The organism is Dietzia sp. DQ11-38-2 (genome assembly GCF_014145055.1).
GTDB lineage: Bacteria > Actinomycetota > Actinomycetes > Mycobacteriales > Mycobacteriaceae > Dietzia.
In genome coordinates this window covers 1-15,667 of record NZ_JAALDW010000043.1, presented here as the reverse complement: position 1 = coordinate 15,667, position 15,667 = coordinate 1, and the positions used below count along the sequence as shown (strand labels likewise).

At 69.1% G+C, this 15,667-nt stretch carries 20 protein-coding genes; all 20 read right to left on the bottom strand.

Annotation, left to right across the window (positions count from 1 at the left end):
* Positions 1-7: 7 nt before the first annotated feature.
* The gene (locus tag G6026_RS01950; RefSeq protein ID WP_206682001.1) at positions 8-4,024 is read right to left on the bottom strand and encodes a tape measure protein; all 4,017 of its coding nucleotides are present in this window, start codon (positions 4,022-4,024) and stop codon (positions 8-10) included.
* A 77-nt stretch (positions 4,025-4,101) separates the two neighbouring features.
* On the bottom strand, positions 4,102-4,527 hold the full coding sequence (locus tag G6026_RS01945) for a hypothetical protein (RefSeq protein WP_182612098.1): 426 nt from the start codon (positions 4,525-4,527) through the stop codon (positions 4,102-4,104).
* Positions 4,494-4,904 (bottom strand): hypothetical protein, encoded by a 411-nt coding sequence (locus G6026_RS01940; RefSeq protein ID WP_182612097.1) that lies wholly within the window; start codon positions 4,902-4,904, stop codon positions 4,494-4,496. Before G6026_RS01940 ends, G6026_RS01945 begins: the two co-directional genes overlap by 34 nt.
* 144 nt (positions 4,905-5,048) lie before the next feature.
* Positions 5,049-5,663 carry a hypothetical protein gene (locus G6026_RS01935; protein ID WP_182612096.1) on the bottom strand — a complete coding sequence of 205 codons (615 nt, stop codon included), beginning with the start codon at positions 5,661-5,663 and terminating at the stop codon, positions 5,049-5,051.
* 9 nt (positions 5,664-5,672) lie between these two features.
* Positions 5,673-6,050, bottom strand: coding sequence for a hypothetical protein (locus G6026_RS01930; protein WP_182612095.1), 378 nt, complete (start codon positions 6,048-6,050; stop codon positions 5,673-5,675).
* Positions 6,051-6,061: 11 nt separating this feature from the next.
* Complete coding sequence (locus tag G6026_RS01925) at positions 6,062-6,346, bottom strand: hypothetical protein (protein ID WP_182612094.1); 285 nt, start codon at positions 6,344-6,346, stop codon at positions 6,062-6,064.
* Positions 6,346-6,690, bottom strand: coding sequence for a hypothetical protein (locus tag G6026_RS01920; RefSeq protein WP_182612093.1), 345 nt, complete (start codon positions 6,688-6,690; stop codon positions 6,346-6,348). The genes G6026_RS01925 and G6026_RS01920 overlap by 1 nt, the downstream gene beginning before the upstream one ends.
* Positions 6,690-7,121, bottom strand: coding sequence for a Gp19/Gp15/Gp42 family protein (locus tag G6026_RS01915; RefSeq protein ID WP_309230112.1), 432 nt, complete (start codon positions 7,119-7,121; stop codon positions 6,690-6,692). Before G6026_RS01915 ends, G6026_RS01920 begins: the two co-directional genes overlap by 1 nt.
* 13 nt (positions 7,122-7,134) lie before the next feature.
* Positions 7,135-7,395 (bottom strand): hypothetical protein, encoded by a 261-nt coding sequence (locus G6026_RS01910; RefSeq protein ID WP_182612092.1) that lies wholly within the window; start codon positions 7,393-7,395, stop codon positions 7,135-7,137.
* Positions 7,395-8,318, bottom strand: a complete 924-nt coding sequence (locus G6026_RS01905; protein WP_182612091.1) for a hypothetical protein — start codon at positions 8,316-8,318, stop codon at positions 7,395-7,397. The genes G6026_RS01910 and G6026_RS01905 overlap by 1 nt, the downstream gene beginning before the upstream one ends.
* 32 nt (positions 8,319-8,350) lie before the next feature.
* Entirely contained in the window at positions 8,351-8,731 is a 381-nt protein-coding gene (locus tag G6026_RS01900; RefSeq protein ID WP_182612090.1) for a DUF2190 family protein, read from the bottom strand.
* Positions 8,732-8,749: 18 nt separating this feature from the next.
* A complete protein-coding gene (locus G6026_RS01895) occupies positions 8,750-10,027 on the bottom strand; it encodes a head maturation protease, ClpP-related (RefSeq protein WP_182612089.1) in 1,278 nt (425 codons plus the stop codon).
* On the bottom strand, positions 10,024-11,202 hold the full coding sequence (locus G6026_RS01890) for a hypothetical protein (protein ID WP_182612088.1): 1,179 nt from the start codon (positions 11,200-11,202) through the stop codon (positions 10,024-10,026). The genes G6026_RS01895 and G6026_RS01890 overlap by 4 nt, the downstream gene beginning before the upstream one ends.
* Before the next feature lie 91 nt (positions 11,203-11,293).
* Positions 11,294-12,913 carry a hypothetical protein gene (locus G6026_RS17740; RefSeq protein WP_182612087.1) on the bottom strand — a complete coding sequence of 540 codons (1,620 nt, stop codon included), beginning with the start codon at positions 12,911-12,913 and terminating at the stop codon, positions 11,294-11,296.
* Complete coding sequence (locus tag G6026_RS01880; protein WP_182612086.1) at positions 12,867-13,196, bottom strand: hypothetical protein; 330 nt, start codon at positions 13,194-13,196, stop codon at positions 12,867-12,869. Before G6026_RS01880 ends, G6026_RS17740 begins: the two co-directional genes overlap by 47 nt.
* A 164-nt stretch (positions 13,197-13,360) precedes the next feature.
* On the bottom strand, positions 13,361-13,738 hold the full coding sequence (locus G6026_RS01875) for a hypothetical protein (protein WP_182612085.1): 378 nt from the start codon (positions 13,736-13,738) through the stop codon (positions 13,361-13,363).
* Positions 13,731-13,967, bottom strand: coding sequence for a hypothetical protein (locus G6026_RS01870; RefSeq protein WP_182612084.1), 237 nt, complete (start codon positions 13,965-13,967; stop codon positions 13,731-13,733). The genes G6026_RS01875 and G6026_RS01870 overlap by 8 nt, the downstream gene beginning before the upstream one ends.
* Positions 13,968-13,983: 16 nt before the next feature.
* The gene (locus G6026_RS01865; protein ID WP_182612083.1) at positions 13,984-14,202 is read right to left on the bottom strand and encodes a hypothetical protein; all 219 of its coding nucleotides are present in this window, start codon (positions 14,200-14,202) and stop codon (positions 13,984-13,986) included.
* Positions 14,203-14,478: 276 nt separating this feature from the next.
* Complete coding sequence (locus tag G6026_RS01860; RefSeq protein WP_182612082.1) at positions 14,479-15,174, bottom strand: hypothetical protein; 696 nt, start codon at positions 15,172-15,174, stop codon at positions 14,479-14,481.
* A 5-nt stretch (positions 15,175-15,179) separates the two neighbouring features.
* Positions 15,180-15,667 (bottom strand): hypothetical protein (locus tag G6026_RS01855; protein WP_182612081.1); only part of this gene is annotated, 488 nt, incomplete at its 5' end.

The window sequence follows — 15,667 nt, the reverse complement described above, 5'->3', positions numbered from 1 at the left end:
ACCACTTCTAGGGGCTTGACCCCATTCCCTTGGAGTGGTAGCCGTTGTCGGTGAAGCGCAGACCCGAGAAGGCCCTGCCGTTCTGCAGGAGCGACGGCCAGTGCTTGCCGACGAACGCCTCCATCGAGCCGACGATGCCGCCCGAGTTGAAGCCACCGAGGTGCCGGTGCTCAAGCATCCGGTTTACGCCGTTGGCGCCCTCGGTCCGGGCCACATGGTTCATCCGCTCGACACCGGCGGGCCCGATCGCCCGCGTCCACTCCGGGCGCATGATCGACTCGCCACCCGACAACCCGATCGACATTCCCGTCCGGGGGTCGACGAAGGTGAACGGGTCCCGGCCCGGGGTGTACCCGGGCAGGACTCCACCCGCCCAGAAGTTGATCGGGTGGGGCGTCATCTTCTTCAGCCCGACCATGTCGGACACGCCGTTCCACATCGACACGAGGCCGTCGTTGAAGACGGGGCCGATTGTGAACCGCACCGGCGCAGCCACGCCCTCGCGGACCCGGTTGAACTCGGTGTTGATCGCCGTGGTGCCGGTGGCGAACGCGCCGGCGGTGTTCGACAGGGCACCTCGCATGTTGGCCAGTGCCGGGTCGACGGTGCCCGTCTGCACGGCCCAGATCCCCGCGCCAGCAGTCTGCATCGACGGCAGGGCGGTGCCGAGCATCGCCACCTGGGTCGCGGCCCCCGTCTGGGTGACGGCCGCCTGCAGCCCGGCGTGAACCGGATCGAACAGCCGCGCCTTGGCATCAGCGATGCCCGCCCCGGCCTGGTTCATCACCGGGACGACGACGCCGTTCATCTGATCCTGGGCGACCTGACCGTAGTCCAGCAGCGACTGCTGCATCCCGGCCACCGCCGGGTCGAACAGAGCAGCCTTTGCCCCGTTGACCCCTTCGCCGACCGCGGTGAACGCCGACCCGATCTGCGCCGAAACATCCAGAGCGGTGCGGGCGGCATCCTCACCGAGGAACTCACCCGTCGCGGCGTACCCGTCGTCGCCGCCAGCGAACGCCGTACCGACCTCGGTCACGGCGGCCCCAGCGGTGCGAGTCACCCCGCCGACGTCGGCGGCGGTGTTCGCCGCGACCCGAGCCAGATCCTCGCCCGCCAGGCTGGCCAGCGCGCCATACCCGTCGTCCCCGCCGTTGAAGGCGATCTGCACCTCACCGGCGGCGGTCGCTGCGGTCTCGGCGAGACCACGCGCCGCGTCGGCGACCTGACCGGCCATGCCCCGCACCCCGTGCACCAGGCCAGCACCGATGTCGGCGCCGAACGAGGCGAACACCTTCGACGGGCTGGCGATCCCCAGTGCCTTCTTGAACGGGTCCTTGACCCAGGCCGGTAGACGGTCGAGGAAGAACTCGCCCAGACGGCTCAGCAGTGATCCGGCGCCGTCGAGTAGGCCCTGCACGATGTTCCGGCCAGTCTCGTACAGCCAGCGGCCGGCCCCGGTCAGAACGCCGATCACCCGGTCGCGCAGACCCGAGACCACGCCCACGACCTCGTCGAACTTCATGCGCACCAGGTCGACCACCGGGCGCACGTAGTCGTCATACAGGCCACGCACCGCGGCACCGACGCGCGCCAAGCCGGCCACGAACCGGTCGCGCAGGGCGCCGAGCTGATCACCCAGCCACGCCAGCCGGTCACCGACCCATCCGAGGACAGGAACGATGACGGTGTCGTACACCGTGCGGACCCCGGCCCAGAGCAGACCCCAGCCCGCGGCAACGACGCCGAAGACGATCCCGACACCGGTCGACCAGAGATCGAACGCCCCCACCACGGCGTCGATCAGGGGCTGGCCGAACTCCGCCCAAGCCAGCTGAACGCCGGTCCACAGGACCTCCCACGCCGCTCGCATGAGGCGGAAGTGGAGCTGCACACCCTCCCACCACAGGCCGAAAGCTGTGACGATCAGATCGACGACGGGCTGACCGTAGGCCTGCCACCCCTCTTGCAGACCGGACCAGATCCCGAGGACCGTCTCACGGATGGTGAACAGGAAATTGACGAGCCCCGAGTCCTCCTCGATGCCGAACGGGGCACCCTTGAAGTCGCCGCGGAACAGGATGTCGCCGACCATCCGCCCGAACTCGATGATGTCGACGAAGAAGTCCTTCACGCGCCCCAGAGCGGCGGTGAACTTCTCCCAGATCTCCCTGCCGTTCTCGGTCTTGGTGAAGAAGGCCCACAGGGCGGTGCCGAGGACCGCCACCGCGGTCACGATCAGCATGATCGGGTTGGCCCGCATCACCGTGTTCAGCACGCGCTGAGCAGTGGCCTGGGCGGTGGTAGCGATCGTCTGCAGCTTCGTCGCGACAGTCAGGTTCTTGATGAACGCGAGCAGCCCGCCGGCGGCGGCGATCTTCTGCTGCAGCACGAGCAGCTTGTACGCGGCGGTGGCAGCCAGAACCGCCGCCGTGAGGGGCACCAGCCACGTCTGGTTGTCGCGAATGAACCCGACCAGTGTGGCGGCGACCGACGCCGTGGTGGCCAGCGCGTCGAACAGATGGTTCAGCGCGGTGGTGATCGCCGGGCCGACCCGCTCCGCGAAGCTGGCCATCACTGGCGCCAGGCGGTCCGAGAACTCGGAGATGACCGGCTCCAGGCGCTCACCCAGTCCATCGACCGCGTCGGAGATCGCGGCGAAGACGGTCGGGGCGTTGTCGAAGATCGGGCCGAGGAGCTTCGCGCCGAAGCGACCGAGCGAGGCGCCCATGTTGTCGAGAGACCCCTTGAAGGTGTCGCCCATCTTCAGGGCCGACCCGCCGACGACGCCCTCCATGACCTGGGCGAAGTCGTCGAACCCGACCTTGCCCTCGGAGATCATCTTGCGCATCTCGTCGCCGGTCACGCCGTACTGCTCCGACAGTGCGGGCAGGATCCCCAGACCGCGGTCCAGGAGCTGGTTCATCTCCTCGGTGGACATCCGGCCACCGGCGGCGACCTTGGCCCAGATGCTGCCCATGTCGGTAAGGTCCGACCCGGTGATCGCCGCGGTGTCACCGACCAGTGACAGGATGCGGGTCAGCTCCCGGCCGGGTTCGATACCGGAGGCGACGAGGGTGCCGGCCAGCCCAGCGGCGTCTCCGAACCCGAACGCGGTGCCCTTGACGGACTCCATCGCCGAATCCATGATCGTCTCGACCGATGCGGCCGAGTGGCCCAGACCGGTCAGCGCTGCCTGCGCCTGGTCGATCGCAGCTAGGCGGTCGAACCCCTTGGTCAGGGCAGTGCCGAACCCTGCGGTCAGACTGGACCCGATTTTCGCGCCCACGCCCAGCAGCGCGCCGGTCCCGATCTTGCCCAGACCCTCGCGGATCTTCGCGCCCATCCCGCCGGACTTCTCGCCGGTGCGCAGCATCTCGTCGCCGGTGCGACCGAGCTCGTCCTGGAACCGGGACAGCTCGGCGCGGGCGTCCGCGAACTCACCGGTGGTGTCGGACTGAGCCTTGTCCAGGCGCCGGGTCGAGGAGATGACGTTCTCGGACGCCTGGGTGGCCTTGTCCTTGGCCGCCGCCAGGTCCTGCTCGGCCGCCGCGATCCGGCCTGTAGTGGCCGCAGACTTCTCCCGGGCCCGCTCGAGGGCGTTCTCCCGGTCCAGGACACTGGCACCAGTGCGGGACCGGGCCTCGGCCAGACGGGACTCGGCGTCCGCGATCTTGTTGACATCCCCCGCGGAGCGGGCCTCGGCCAGCGCACGCTCAGCGGTCGCGACCTCGCGGGAGCCCTTCTCGCGGGCGGCCGTGAGCTTGAGCTCGGCCGACTCGATCTCCCGCGCATCTCGCTTCGCGGCAGACCTCTGGTCAGCGAGTTTCTTCTCAGCGGCCAGTACCGACTCAGCGGCAGCCTGCTCGGCCTTGCGTGCCTTGGTCACCGCGGCGGCGGCCTGGCGTGTGCCGTCGACCATCGACTTGCCCATGTCGTCCGCAGCCTTGCGGCCGGCGGCCATCGCCGGGCCGTTGAGCTCGCGGGCCAGGGTCTGGCCGAGCCCCTTCATGGACACGGTCATCGGGAGGACGGCATAGCCGATAGCAGACACACGCGCCTCCTTGAATCGATGCCGGGTGGCACCGCGGGCCGGGGGAGCTAGGAGCTCCTGTTCCCGGCCACGCGGGCCATGTACCTGCGGTTCTGCTCGGCCGTGGCCGCTCGGCGACTGCGGATCAGCTGCGCTTTGCGCTCCTGGTCGCGCCGGTTCTTTAGGTCGTCCAGGTACGGGTGTTGTTTGCCCGTCAGGGCCGACCACACCGCGTACGTGGCCGCCTGCTCGCCGCTGATGGGGTGCCGCTCGGCGAGCGCACTCGCGAACGCCGACTCCTGCGGAAGGTGGTCCACCAGGAGCAGCAGGCGGCGCAGGGACAGGCGAGTACGGCCGCGGGAGTCACGCCGGTACCGGTCGAGGTAATCCACGCTCGGATAGAAGCGGGCGAAGTCGGCCTCGACGGCGTCCTCGTGCTCGCGGATCCGCCCGAGGAGCCCTAGCCGTTTCCCAGCCCGACGGCCCCCTTCCACGCATCGATGACCTCGCGGAAGTCACGGGCGGTCCAGCGGAGCTGCTTGAGAGTGGCCCAGTTCTCCACGCCGATGAGGGCCTTGAACGCCGCCGTCGGCTTCTCCTCCTCCATGTAGACGATCGCGTCGGGGTCGGCGTCGTTGAACGTGGCCGGCAGCTCGAGCTCGATCTCGGTGCCGTTGATCTCGATCTCGATGGTGATCGTCGCGCGGCCGTCGTCGGAGGTGTCCTCGACGGCGTCGTCGCTGGCCTTGGCGTCGACCTCGGCGGGCGTGGGCGCGGGGGTCTTCACGGTCGCCTTCGGGGCGGCGGGCTTGGTGCTCTTCTTCGCCGGCGTCTTGCGCGCGGCGGTCTTCTTGGCGGTGGTGGTGGTCATGGTGATCCCTCCTGAAATGGCCGATGCCCCGCGGGTTCGCGGGGCATCTTGGTGGTGATCCCTGAGTGATTGCCCCGAAGGGCGAACCCCGGCCGGTGGGGGATCACCAATCCGGCCGGTCGGGGTTCGTCTGTGGGTGAGCGCTTACTCGCCCCCGCCGGCACCGGCGGCTTCGATGCGGATGACCTCGAGGGGCTCGAGTGCGTCATCGCTGGCCGACTTGTGGAACCGGTCGTAGAGGGCGTTGTCCTCGTCCGGGCGGACCTCGACGGTGAACTCGCGGGTCTGGTGCCCGCCGTCGGCGTTGTTGAGGTTGCTCGGGTAGCAGGAGGCCATTGCGCGGGTGACGTCGATGGTGATCGCGCCGTCGGCGTCGACGAGCTTGCGGGCGAAGACGCCCTCGGCGTCACGGGGCACCCGCAGGACGCCGGTGCCGTCGACGACGTAAGGCGAGTTCGGCCACATCAGCTTGTGGATCGTCTCGTTGTCCTCCGCGGCGGTGAACGCCCAGGTGTCCTTCTTGAACCGCTGGCGGCTCTTGAGGAGCCGGCCGCCGAAGCCCTCGGCCTCCTGGCGCTCGGTGTCGCGCTCCTGACCGAGGTCGGCGCCGGCGTTGAGGAACCCGGTCGAGGCCCATGCGTCGCCGAACGTGCCGTCGGCGTTGACCTTGGCGTTCGCGTCGGGGGAGTAGAAGATCTCCGCGTCGTCCCAAAAGCGGACGTTGTCGGCGTTGCGGCGGTAGGGGGTGGGTGCAGACATGGCGTCTCCTTAGTTGCGTGAGGCGTTCACGTTGATCGTGAACGCCGCGAGGAAGCACTCGAGCTTGTCGTCCCGAGTGATGATGAGCCCGGAACCGGGCCGGATGAGTAGCCCGCGAATGGCGCCGGGCTGGATGAGCGCCGCGTCGAGCTGAGACGCGGCGCGACGGGCGATCGGTCGATAGGCCGCGTACACGGCCACGCGCACGGCCTCACGGGTGGCCACGCGGTCGGAGAACGGCGTCGCATCCGAGGTGACGGTGACCGCCACCCCGTCAGCAGGCGACCACCCGTCCGGCAGATCAGAGCGCACTGTCGCGCCCTCCACCCGGTTGATGAGGAAGTCGAGGACACGCTCGGCGCCGTCGACCTGGATCCCGTCACCCATGCCGCCCCCTCTCATCTGACGAAGTAGCGGTTGATGTCCAGGCCCTCCATTGCGGCGGCCTTAGTGACGACGCCGTACTTGGCCTGCGCGGTGAGCCCGCGAGCCTCGGTGATGGCGACCATCACCACGGGTCGGCCGTTGCGGTCCATCCGCATCTCGTATCCGGCCTGATATCCGGCGGCGCGCAACCTGCCGCACACCGCCTCGGCCTTCGCCTTCAGCAGCGGGGGCCCGGCCCGCTGCATCAACGCCAGGACACCGGGTCGATTGAGCCGGATCCGCGGCCGCTTGGCCATTAGCCCTCACCGCGCTTGGCGATGAACTCCACCAGCGGCCGATGAGACCGCAGCGCGGGGCGGCGGTTGATCGACCAGTCGAACGACTCGGCCGTGACCTCGAACTCGCGTCCCCGGATCACCACGCGATCCTTCGACGAAATAACCGTCCCGGCCGGGGCGAGCACCCGGAACTCAAGCACCTGGCCCGACCTGTCCCGGCCGGTGTCCTGCGCCAGCACCGTCGGCTGCACCACGCAGCCGCGAACTTCCCGGGGCGGTTGCGGCGGGATCGGGTAGCCCTTCGCATCGGTCCGCGCGGTGCCGCCGAGAACTGTCACGGTCTCGTGGCCCTGGCCGAGCATCACACCCACCTGCCGACCCTGGACTTCGGGAACCGGCCCCGAGGCAGGCCCACCGGGGCGAGCCCCAGCCGAGCTCGCTGGTCGTCGGTGAGGACGACCTGGCCCCACCGCGAGGACCGGGTGTCGGCGAACCGCACCGAGTCCGACTGGGCACCGGTCGACGAGGTCACGCTCGCCTGACCGGCGTTGCCACCGACCAGCACGACCGCGGCGACCATCTCCCGCATGACCCGGCGAGCAGTGCCCGCGAACCCGGGCCGACGGGCGAGGTCCAAGGCCAGATCACGGCCGGCGACGGCGAGCGCGTCCGCGATCTCTCCCTCGGCGTCCGCGATGAGAAGCTCGAGCAGGTCGAGCTCGTCCTCGTCGAGAGGCCGGGGAATGCGGAGGGCGACCTCCTCGGCAGTCACGCCGATCTGTAGCTCGCTCACCGCACCCTCCCTCCTACTGGCTGGACTTACGCCGACCGCCGCGGGGGGCCGGCTTGGTGGCCGTCGTCTCGGCGGCCGGGGCAGCGCTCGCGTCCGCAGTGGCGGACTCGGCGGTCGTGGTGGTGCTCCCCGGTCCGACGAGCTCAGCGGCGCCGAGATCGATCAGCCACTCCGCGACATCGTCGGCGACCTCGACCTCCTCGCCGCGCGACCGCCGGACCCGACCCCTGGGGGTGGGCTGCACCCACGACTCGGCCGTGATGACGACCTGCATCAGCCGCGCACTCCCGTCAGGATCCGCGCGGCCTTCGGCGCGTCCGTCGCGGTGATCCGGGTGCGGAACGCGTCAGCCCGGTACGACATGTTCGAGCCGCCGTGCTGCTCGCTGCCACCCTCGGGGTAGAGCGGGGTCATCTCGAGCGGGATCGGGTCAGTGCGGAACCCGACCACTCCCGACTCGGCGATGATGACCTGTCCCGGGTCGGCGAACCGGGACGTCAGCACTCGAAGGCCCGCGATCGTGGTCGGCAGGGTGCCCCGGTAGACCGGGTTCTGGTCCGCAAGGTTGCCGATGAACAACTTCTGGTACTCGGCGTTGCGGGTGAGCATCGTGACGGTCCGCGGATGCGCGATCATGATGTCCGGCACGTACCCCAGGTTCGCGTCCGGGTCGTCCTCCAGGTGCGCGTCCTCGATCGCCTCGATCGCGTCGAAGACGTCATCGATCGGCGAGGACCCCGTCGTCGGCCACGGCGACGACACCGGCACCTCGTCCACCCCAGCTGCGGCGAACGTGCGCAGCGAGGCCCGCACATCAGACCGGACCATTGTGTTCTGCAGAGCGGTGATCTGCCGGTTCACCTGGCCGATCTTGTTGAACTTCTTCATTTCGTAGGAGATGCGGACACCGAGGGCGGTCTTGTTGCCGGTGACGAACTTCAGGTCACCACGGCCGATGTCCGCGACCGGGATTTCTCCGAACTCGGCAACGTCCTCGGCGTCCTCCGAGAGGAACGCCTGTGCGGCCTCGCGGTAGGCGACGACCAGCTCGGACTCGCCCTCGTTGCGGAAGATCGCCTCGGAGATCATCGCGCCGTCGAGGTTCTTGATGACCTTCTCGGCAATCCACGTGGGGGCGCCGATCAGGTCGTCGACGGTGAACTTCTCGCCGTCATGGACAGAGGAAATGGTGCCCATAGTGGGCCTCCTTCTAGAGGTGAGAGGCCCTGTTAGGCCGGGATGGTGAGACGGACGCGGACGCGACCGGCCTTGCTGGCGGCGACGGTGACGCCGACCTTGGTCTCGCCCTCGGTGGACGCCTTGCCATCAGCGGCGGCGAACACGTCGTCACCGAGCGCGAACTCGTCGTCGGTGACGATCGGCAGGGTCGCCGGCGCGGTGTGGACGGCGAGGACGTCCGGCGAACCGAGGGTCAGGTCACCGCTCGTGCGGTCACCCTTCGGCGCGCCCTTCTCGGAGACCGCACCGAAGGCGGCCTGCCCGTCGGAGTGGCTGATTCCATCGGCGCCGAGTACGACGATGCGGTTCTTTTCGACCGGCTCGGCCACCGGAAGCGAGATCGGGCCCTGGCGGAACGTGGGGTTGGACATGGTTCTCTCCTTGGTGGGTTAGAGCTTGACGGCGTCGGCGAAGCTGATGGACTTGGCGCGGGCGTCAAGGTCGCTGTTCTGTCCGCTCTGCCCGGCCTGGCCGGGCGTCTTGGTGTGCCCCTGTTCGGCGCGGTTGATGCGACCTGAGGCCAGGGCCGCGATCCGGTCCGCGGTGTCCGTGGGGGCCTCGAGGTAGTTGGCCACCCAGTCGTCTCGGCGGGCGGCGAGAATCTTCCCCGCGTCCACCGCGGCGTCGACGGCGGCCTCGGCGGCAGCCCTGTCGACGGCGTCCTGTGCGCGGTCTCCGGACTCGGCTCGGGCCAGCAGGTCGGCGTAGACCTCCGCGTCGAGGGTGACCGTGTCCGCGCCCGCCGCGGCCGACGAAGACTCGGGTGCGCCCTCGCCCTCGCCGGAATCACCGCCGTCCAGGTTCTCCCCGTCGGTCGATCGGTTGCCGCCATCGTTGGCTCCGGCCTCCTCGTCGTCTCCGGCGGGGTCCGGGTCGCCGGCCTGCTCGGCCAGCGCCTCGTCGAGCGCCGCGAGCGCCTCCTCTTCGGTGACGTCCTCAGCAATCCCGAGCCGCTCACGCAGCCCAGCCATGAGAGCACCCATCGTGTCCTCCTCCTGTCGCGCCGCGGCGACGGTTGGTGCAGGCGCCTCTCGACGACCCGCGTAGTTGAAACTGGCCAGGTTGAACCGGTTGACCGACGCTGACTCCGATCGGTCGGGCTTGCCCGCCGACACCGCATCGATCAGCCCGGCCTCCAGCGCCTCAGCAGGGGTGAACCACTGCTCCGACCGCATCGCCTCCCGCCACATGTCGACCGGGGTGCCCGCCTTCTCGGCGTAGATCGCGGCAACCATCGCCGACTCGGAGTCGATCCGGTCGGCCAGGGCCCGCAGCTCGTCGGCGTTGCCCATCCCGACGATCCACGCGTCATGAATCATCAGTTCGGAGGCGGGCCGCATGATGACCTCGTCGCCGGCCATTGCGATGAAGGAGGCGGCCGACGCCGCCAAACCTTCGACGATGACGGTGACCCGAGCCGGGTGAGAGCGCAGCGAGTTGTAGATCGACATCGCCTCCCACACCTCACCGCCCGGACAGTTGATGAGCAGCGTGATCTCGGAGACCTCGCCGAGCTCGTCCAGAGCGGCGGTGAACTCCTTCGAGGACACGCCCCAGAAGCCGCCCCACGAGTCGATCGGGTCGTACAGGCGGATCGTCGCGACGTCGTCGGAGACCGCGGCGCGCACCTCAGCGCGGGCTCCGCGGCCGGTCAGGAATGGGTTCATGCTGCCTCCTCCTCGGAGGGCTCGGGCCCGTCGTACGGGCGCTTGGTCGGCAGGTTGCCGCGGCGGCGAATCTCCTCTTCGAGGTCCTTGTCCGGCAGGATCACCCCGGCGTTGGCTAGGAGCGCGATCGTTTCCGGTGGCAGATCGTTCTTCGAGCCAATGGGGTCGAACGCGAGTCGCGGGTACGGGCCGCCCTCGGTCCCGAACGCGAAGTCGACCATCTCCTCGACGAGGTACTTGTTCGCCGTAGTCGCGATGCCCTCGGCGATGGTCTGCAGGAACTGGATGAAGATCCCCAGCTGCACCTCGGCGAGAGCGTAGGAGCCGCCCTTGCCGTCGAGGTTGAGCACGTGCGCCAGTGCAGCGCGGGCGATCTGCGAGTCGTGATAGGCGATCGCATCCCGGGGCGAGACCAACTGGCCCTTCACGCCCTCGATGGTGAACGACGCACCGTTGGGGGTACTGACCCCGCCTTCGACGCCGGCGCGGACGTTGTCAACGATCTCCTGCCCGCGCTCGATCTCCTTCTCGTCGCTCGACGCGGCCTTGTAGTTCGGCACTCCCATGCCGTTGCGTTCGAGGATGATCGCTTCCAGGCGCAGCAGCTCGTCCTTCAGCCGCCAGTGCTTGTACGCGCTGCGCAGGATCGAAGTACCCGTCCACGTGTGATCCAGCGGGTCGTGCAGGTAGGCGACCAGGTGCTCGACCGGGATCGGCTTCTCGGCCCTCAGCGCGCCCGCCCGCGGGGCCTGCTCGACAGATTCGAGTCCACCGTCGTCGGCGACGTTGATCTTCTTGATCGTGTCCGCCATCCGCGGTGCCAGCTTTCGCAACCGGTCGCGGCCACTCCGCACCTCGTACACCTTCTCGAAGAACGACACCCCGAACACCACCGACCGCAGCGCCCACGGCAGGTGCTCGGCCCACGAGGCGTGCCCACCCGTCGACGGCAACGGCTGACGACCGTCGTCACCAAGCACCGGCAAGCGCAGATCCTCAGCCACCAACCGAACCACCTCGTCAGAGGCACCATTCGGGTCAATGCGCCACATCGTGCGCAAGATCGGCAGGGTCACCGCAGCAACCACCGACCGCACCTGAGCGTCCTCGCGCAGCATCTGCGCATAGATGCGCGCGGATTGAGGGAACACCAGCTCGCGGTTCTTGTCCGCCATAGGGGTGAAGGGGCCCGAGCGGCGCGCGTACCCCCGCTCGGAACGAGACGGCTCAGCCATGCGGGCACCCCCTGCCAATCGTCGGGATCATCTAGAACGCCATCGCCCGCGCCCGGTGCCGGCTGGGCATCCCGCCCGACCGCGTCGAACTCGAGGACGGCAACGCCACCGGACCCGGCACGAAATCCTCTTCCGGCTCCTCCAAGTCCAGCGGCGGAAAGTGCCGCACCGCCCACGCCGCCAGCGAGAGCGCGACGATCTGGCACGTGCCCGGGCGGCGGATCCACGTCGACGAGGCCGTACCCAGGTGAGCGGCCTGCGCCAACGGCAACGCCTCGTCCAGGAGCGGATCCGGATCGCGGGTCAGCAGACGCTCCTCCGCGCCCGCCGCCAGAACCTCCGGTAACCCCTTGGCCTCCGCGGGCCGCAGCCGCATCACATCCACGCTCCGCTCCTCCAGGAGCGGAATGAGCACGCCCGCCGGGCCGCGCGGATCGACCACCAGCGCCGACGGGGCCTCCACCGCCACAGCCTCGGCCACCCAATCGGCGATCTCGCGCACCCCCAGCTGGGCATGCAATCCGACCGTCACGTGCACCACATCGTCGGCGCACATCACGCCCGCGGCGACCGTCCACATCGCCCGGTCCGGATCCGCCTCCACCACCAACGCCGAGTGCCCCACACGCTCCGGGCGGTCATCGACCATGTCGACCCAGGGGCCGGCCTCGACCACCGCGGGCCCGCCTGCGTCGCCCGCGAGCGAGAACCACATCCCGTGACCCAGGTTCTCAATCGCGAAGATCCGCCGAGCCTCCTCGGTCGGCAGCCCCTGCAGCTTCGCCCGCACCTTCTCGTCCGAGTTCAGCAACCCGAACGCGGGGTTCGCTGCCCGCCAGGACATCGGGTCGTCCGTGGCGGCCCCCTCCGGCGCCGCCCACTCCGCGTAGAACGTCGAGGTGTCCCGACCCTGCAGGACCGCCTCACGGATCCCCGAGATCAGCACACCGTGCGGGTGCATTTCGGCGTTCACCGCCGACGTCGCGTAGATCGTCTGCGGATCGTTCGACGCCTGCATCACCGCGGACAGCGCTGCCAGATCGCCCGAGGTGTAGTCCAGCGCTTCGTCGATGATCACCAGGTCGAACTTCGTCATGCCGCGGCCGACCTTCGCCGACCGTGTGCGGCAGATGAGCCGCCCGCCGTTGTCGAGGATGAAGGTGCCGCGACCTTGCGAGCATCCGCGCCGCACCACCCGCTCGTCGAGGGACTCCTCGGCGGTGATGAGCGCCTCGAGGCGCTCCCACACCTCCTTCGCCGAGTCCCACTCCAGCGACGTGTAGAGGATCTTGTGACCGAGCTTGAACAGCCGGAACAGGATCGTCGCGATGATGATCTCGGTCTTGCCGTTCTGCCGGGGACACACCAGCACGCACGACTTGTGCGTCCACCGGCCTATCTCGTCGACCGCATTGATGTGGTCGACGCCCATCCGCTGCCACGGCATCATCCGGCCCGCGATTCGCGAATACAGCCGGCACACCTTCTCCGAGACCGCCTCGAAGTCCCCCGGGAGGTACTGCAGCGCCCACGGCGTCTGCTTGCCCTCTAGATCCGGCCACTCCGCAGCGATGATTCGGGCGAACTCACTGTCCGGGTCATCGTCAAAGGTCGTCGAGAACGTCACGCCGCTTGGGGCTTCGACCGTCACCGGCGGGCACCTCCTCGGGCTTCGCGGTAGCGAACAGGTCCGGCCGACGGCTCACCCACTGCCGCAGCTCGGCCGACGCCGCGCGCTCGATCTCCACCGCCGGGCTCACAGCCACACCGCGCTCGCCTTCGCGAAGAAGATCCTGATCCGCCCGCCGCCGCGCGGCCCGCATCCGCAGAAGCTGGCCGGCGTACGCCTCGATCGCGATCCGGTCCACCATCGTCAGGTCGACGCGTTCACCGATCTCGGCGATGAGCTGGGCCGATAGGTCGTCGATCGTCACCGAAGGGCACCTCCTGGACTCGGGAGAAATCCACCCTCCGGCCCGTGTAAAAAACTGGTGACTGGGGAGCGCGGGGCAGAGTCATCTGACCTGCGGTTATAAGATTCTGGGGGGTGGGGCTCAGGCGTAGATAAGCTAAGCAGTGTCTTGGCGGTCCGGCCTGGTCACGCCGACGCGATCAATGCGGGCAGCTCGGGCCAGTTGACGAGGGCGCCTTCGTCTCGTCGGCGTCGTTCGGCGTCTCGTTGCCGGGCGGCGAGTAGTGCGGGCCGGCGGTGGTCTCGGGAGCCGTCGCCGCGTTGTTTGTTGCAGAGGTCGTGGAGGAGTCGGTCGGCGGCGCCGGCGGTGTTGCCTTTGGAGCGTGCGCGGGTGTGGTCGGCGTGGAGTGCTCGGCCGTCTGGGTTGTTTGCGGGTTCGCGGTACATGCCGCGTCCGCACCACCAGCAGGGTGTGCCGTCGTGGAGTTGGGCGAGGAGTCCGGCGCGGTTGCGTCGGTGGGTGTGGCCGAGGCCGCGTTGGGTGGTGGTGCGGTTGTCAGCCATGTCGGGGGAGGAGCTGGTTGAAGTCGGCGAGTATCTCTTTGCCGATTTGCCGGAAGTCTTGGAGTAGGTCGTCCCACGGTAGGGCGGCGGCCCGGTACCGCGGGTCTCCGGTCGCGAGGTAGATGCGGCGGTGGAGGCTGGCTCGGTACTGGTCGGCTTCGAGGGCGTCTCCGATGGGCGGGGTCTCGTCTGGCTCGGCGGGTGTGACTTCGGTCAGTGCGGTCGGCATGGGTGCGCCTCCTGGTTTACGGGGCGGTGAGTGTGTCGTACGAGACGGACTCGACGGCGTCTCCGCGGACGAGGTGTTCCATGCCGTCGGTGCCTTCGATTGCGACGAACCGTTGGCCTTGGCCGTGGATCCGGCGGAGTAGCTTCTCGGGTTCCTCGGTGGTGCGGGTGACGATCTCGTGGCCGCCGGTGGTGCGGAGGGTGACGGTGAGCGCGAGCTGCTGTTGGGCTGGCATGGCGCGCCTCCTGGTGGTTTGGTTCCGCGCAGCGTGCCCTCACCCTGAGCTGTGGGTGTGCCGTGAGGCGGGGTGCTTGGCCCGGTTGGGGGCTTTGACGCGGAAGTGGGTGCCCGGTCGTTGCGTCTCGCGTGGGTGCGCGCGGTGCCCTTGGCCCGCCAGTGGGAGGGGAGCGCGGACGGCGTCGACCGGGACGACGATGCCGCCCGGACCACCTTGGTCGGTGGGGTCACGAGCGGCTACGCCTGAAGGGTATCGGTCGGTTGGCTTCACTTGTCAAGGTCTTCTGTTTGACCTGCTGGTTTGCCGGATGGGGAGGCGTCGGATGCGCGCGTGCCGGGCTGCGGCTGCGACCTCGTGGTAGTGGAACCAGACTTCTCCGGCGGGGCCGATGCGTTCTGGGAGGTGTCCGCGGCGGCGCCATTGGTGGATGGTCTTTTCGTCGAGGTGTTCTCCGGTGACGGCGTGGTGGACGGCGGCCATGTCGGCGGCGTCGCCTTGGGCTTGGTGTGCGCGGTGGTGGACGTCGGTGGTGGCGAGGTGGTGGCGGTCGGTGATGGATTCGCCGTCGTCTGGGTTGGTGATGCGTGCGGCGGTGCTGGCGAGTTCGGTGGCTTCGTCGAGGCAGTCGGGTGCCCAGGGGCGGGTGGCGATGCGGTCTGCTGCGAGGTGGAGGTGGCGGCAGAGGCCGGCGGTGCTGGTGTCGCGGGGTGGGGAGAAGTTTGTTTCGGTGGCGAGGTGGTGGGTCCAGCCTTCGGCGCAGGCGCGGATGAGGTCGAGGTGGTCGTAGGCGGCGACGTTGATCGGGGGGCGGGAGGCTGGGGCGCGGGCGATTCGGATGCCGAGGCTGGTGGCTACGCCCATGACGGATCCGGCGAGGAGGTCGTCGAGTTGGGGGATGAGTCCGGCGAGGGTGTGCCAGTGTCCGCCGAGCTCGTCGACCTGGTGCGGTTCGAGGAACGAGTCGGTCATCGGGTTCACCATCCGGCCTTGAGTCGTTGTGCGAGTTCGACCTTGACGGCGTCGGGCCATTCGATCGCGGCGAGCGCGTCTTCGTGGTGGTCGGCTTCGGGTCGGTGCCACAGCAGTCGCATGCCGCCTGCGGTGGCGAGCGCGAGGGCGTCGGCCTGGTTGTGGTCGCGGATGTCGGCGGTTGTCCAGTGGTGGCGCATGGCGTCGAGGACCGCGGTCTTGTCGGCGTTGCCGGCGCCGGTGGCGAACTTGGCGCGGGTCTGGGGGTTGCACACGGCGATGGGGATGCGGCGCGCGGTGAGTCCGACGTAGAGGGCCCACCAGAGGCCGGCGCGTTCGTGTTGGCCGCCGTGTTGGGCGCCGTAGGCGGGACCTTCGATGACGGCGAGGGCGGCGCCCTCGGGCACCGCCTGGAGCACACGGTGCACCTGGCGGCGCAGGCGATGAGCGCGCTGGGCGGTGGTGGCGCCGCGCTTGCCTGCTTCGCCGATGG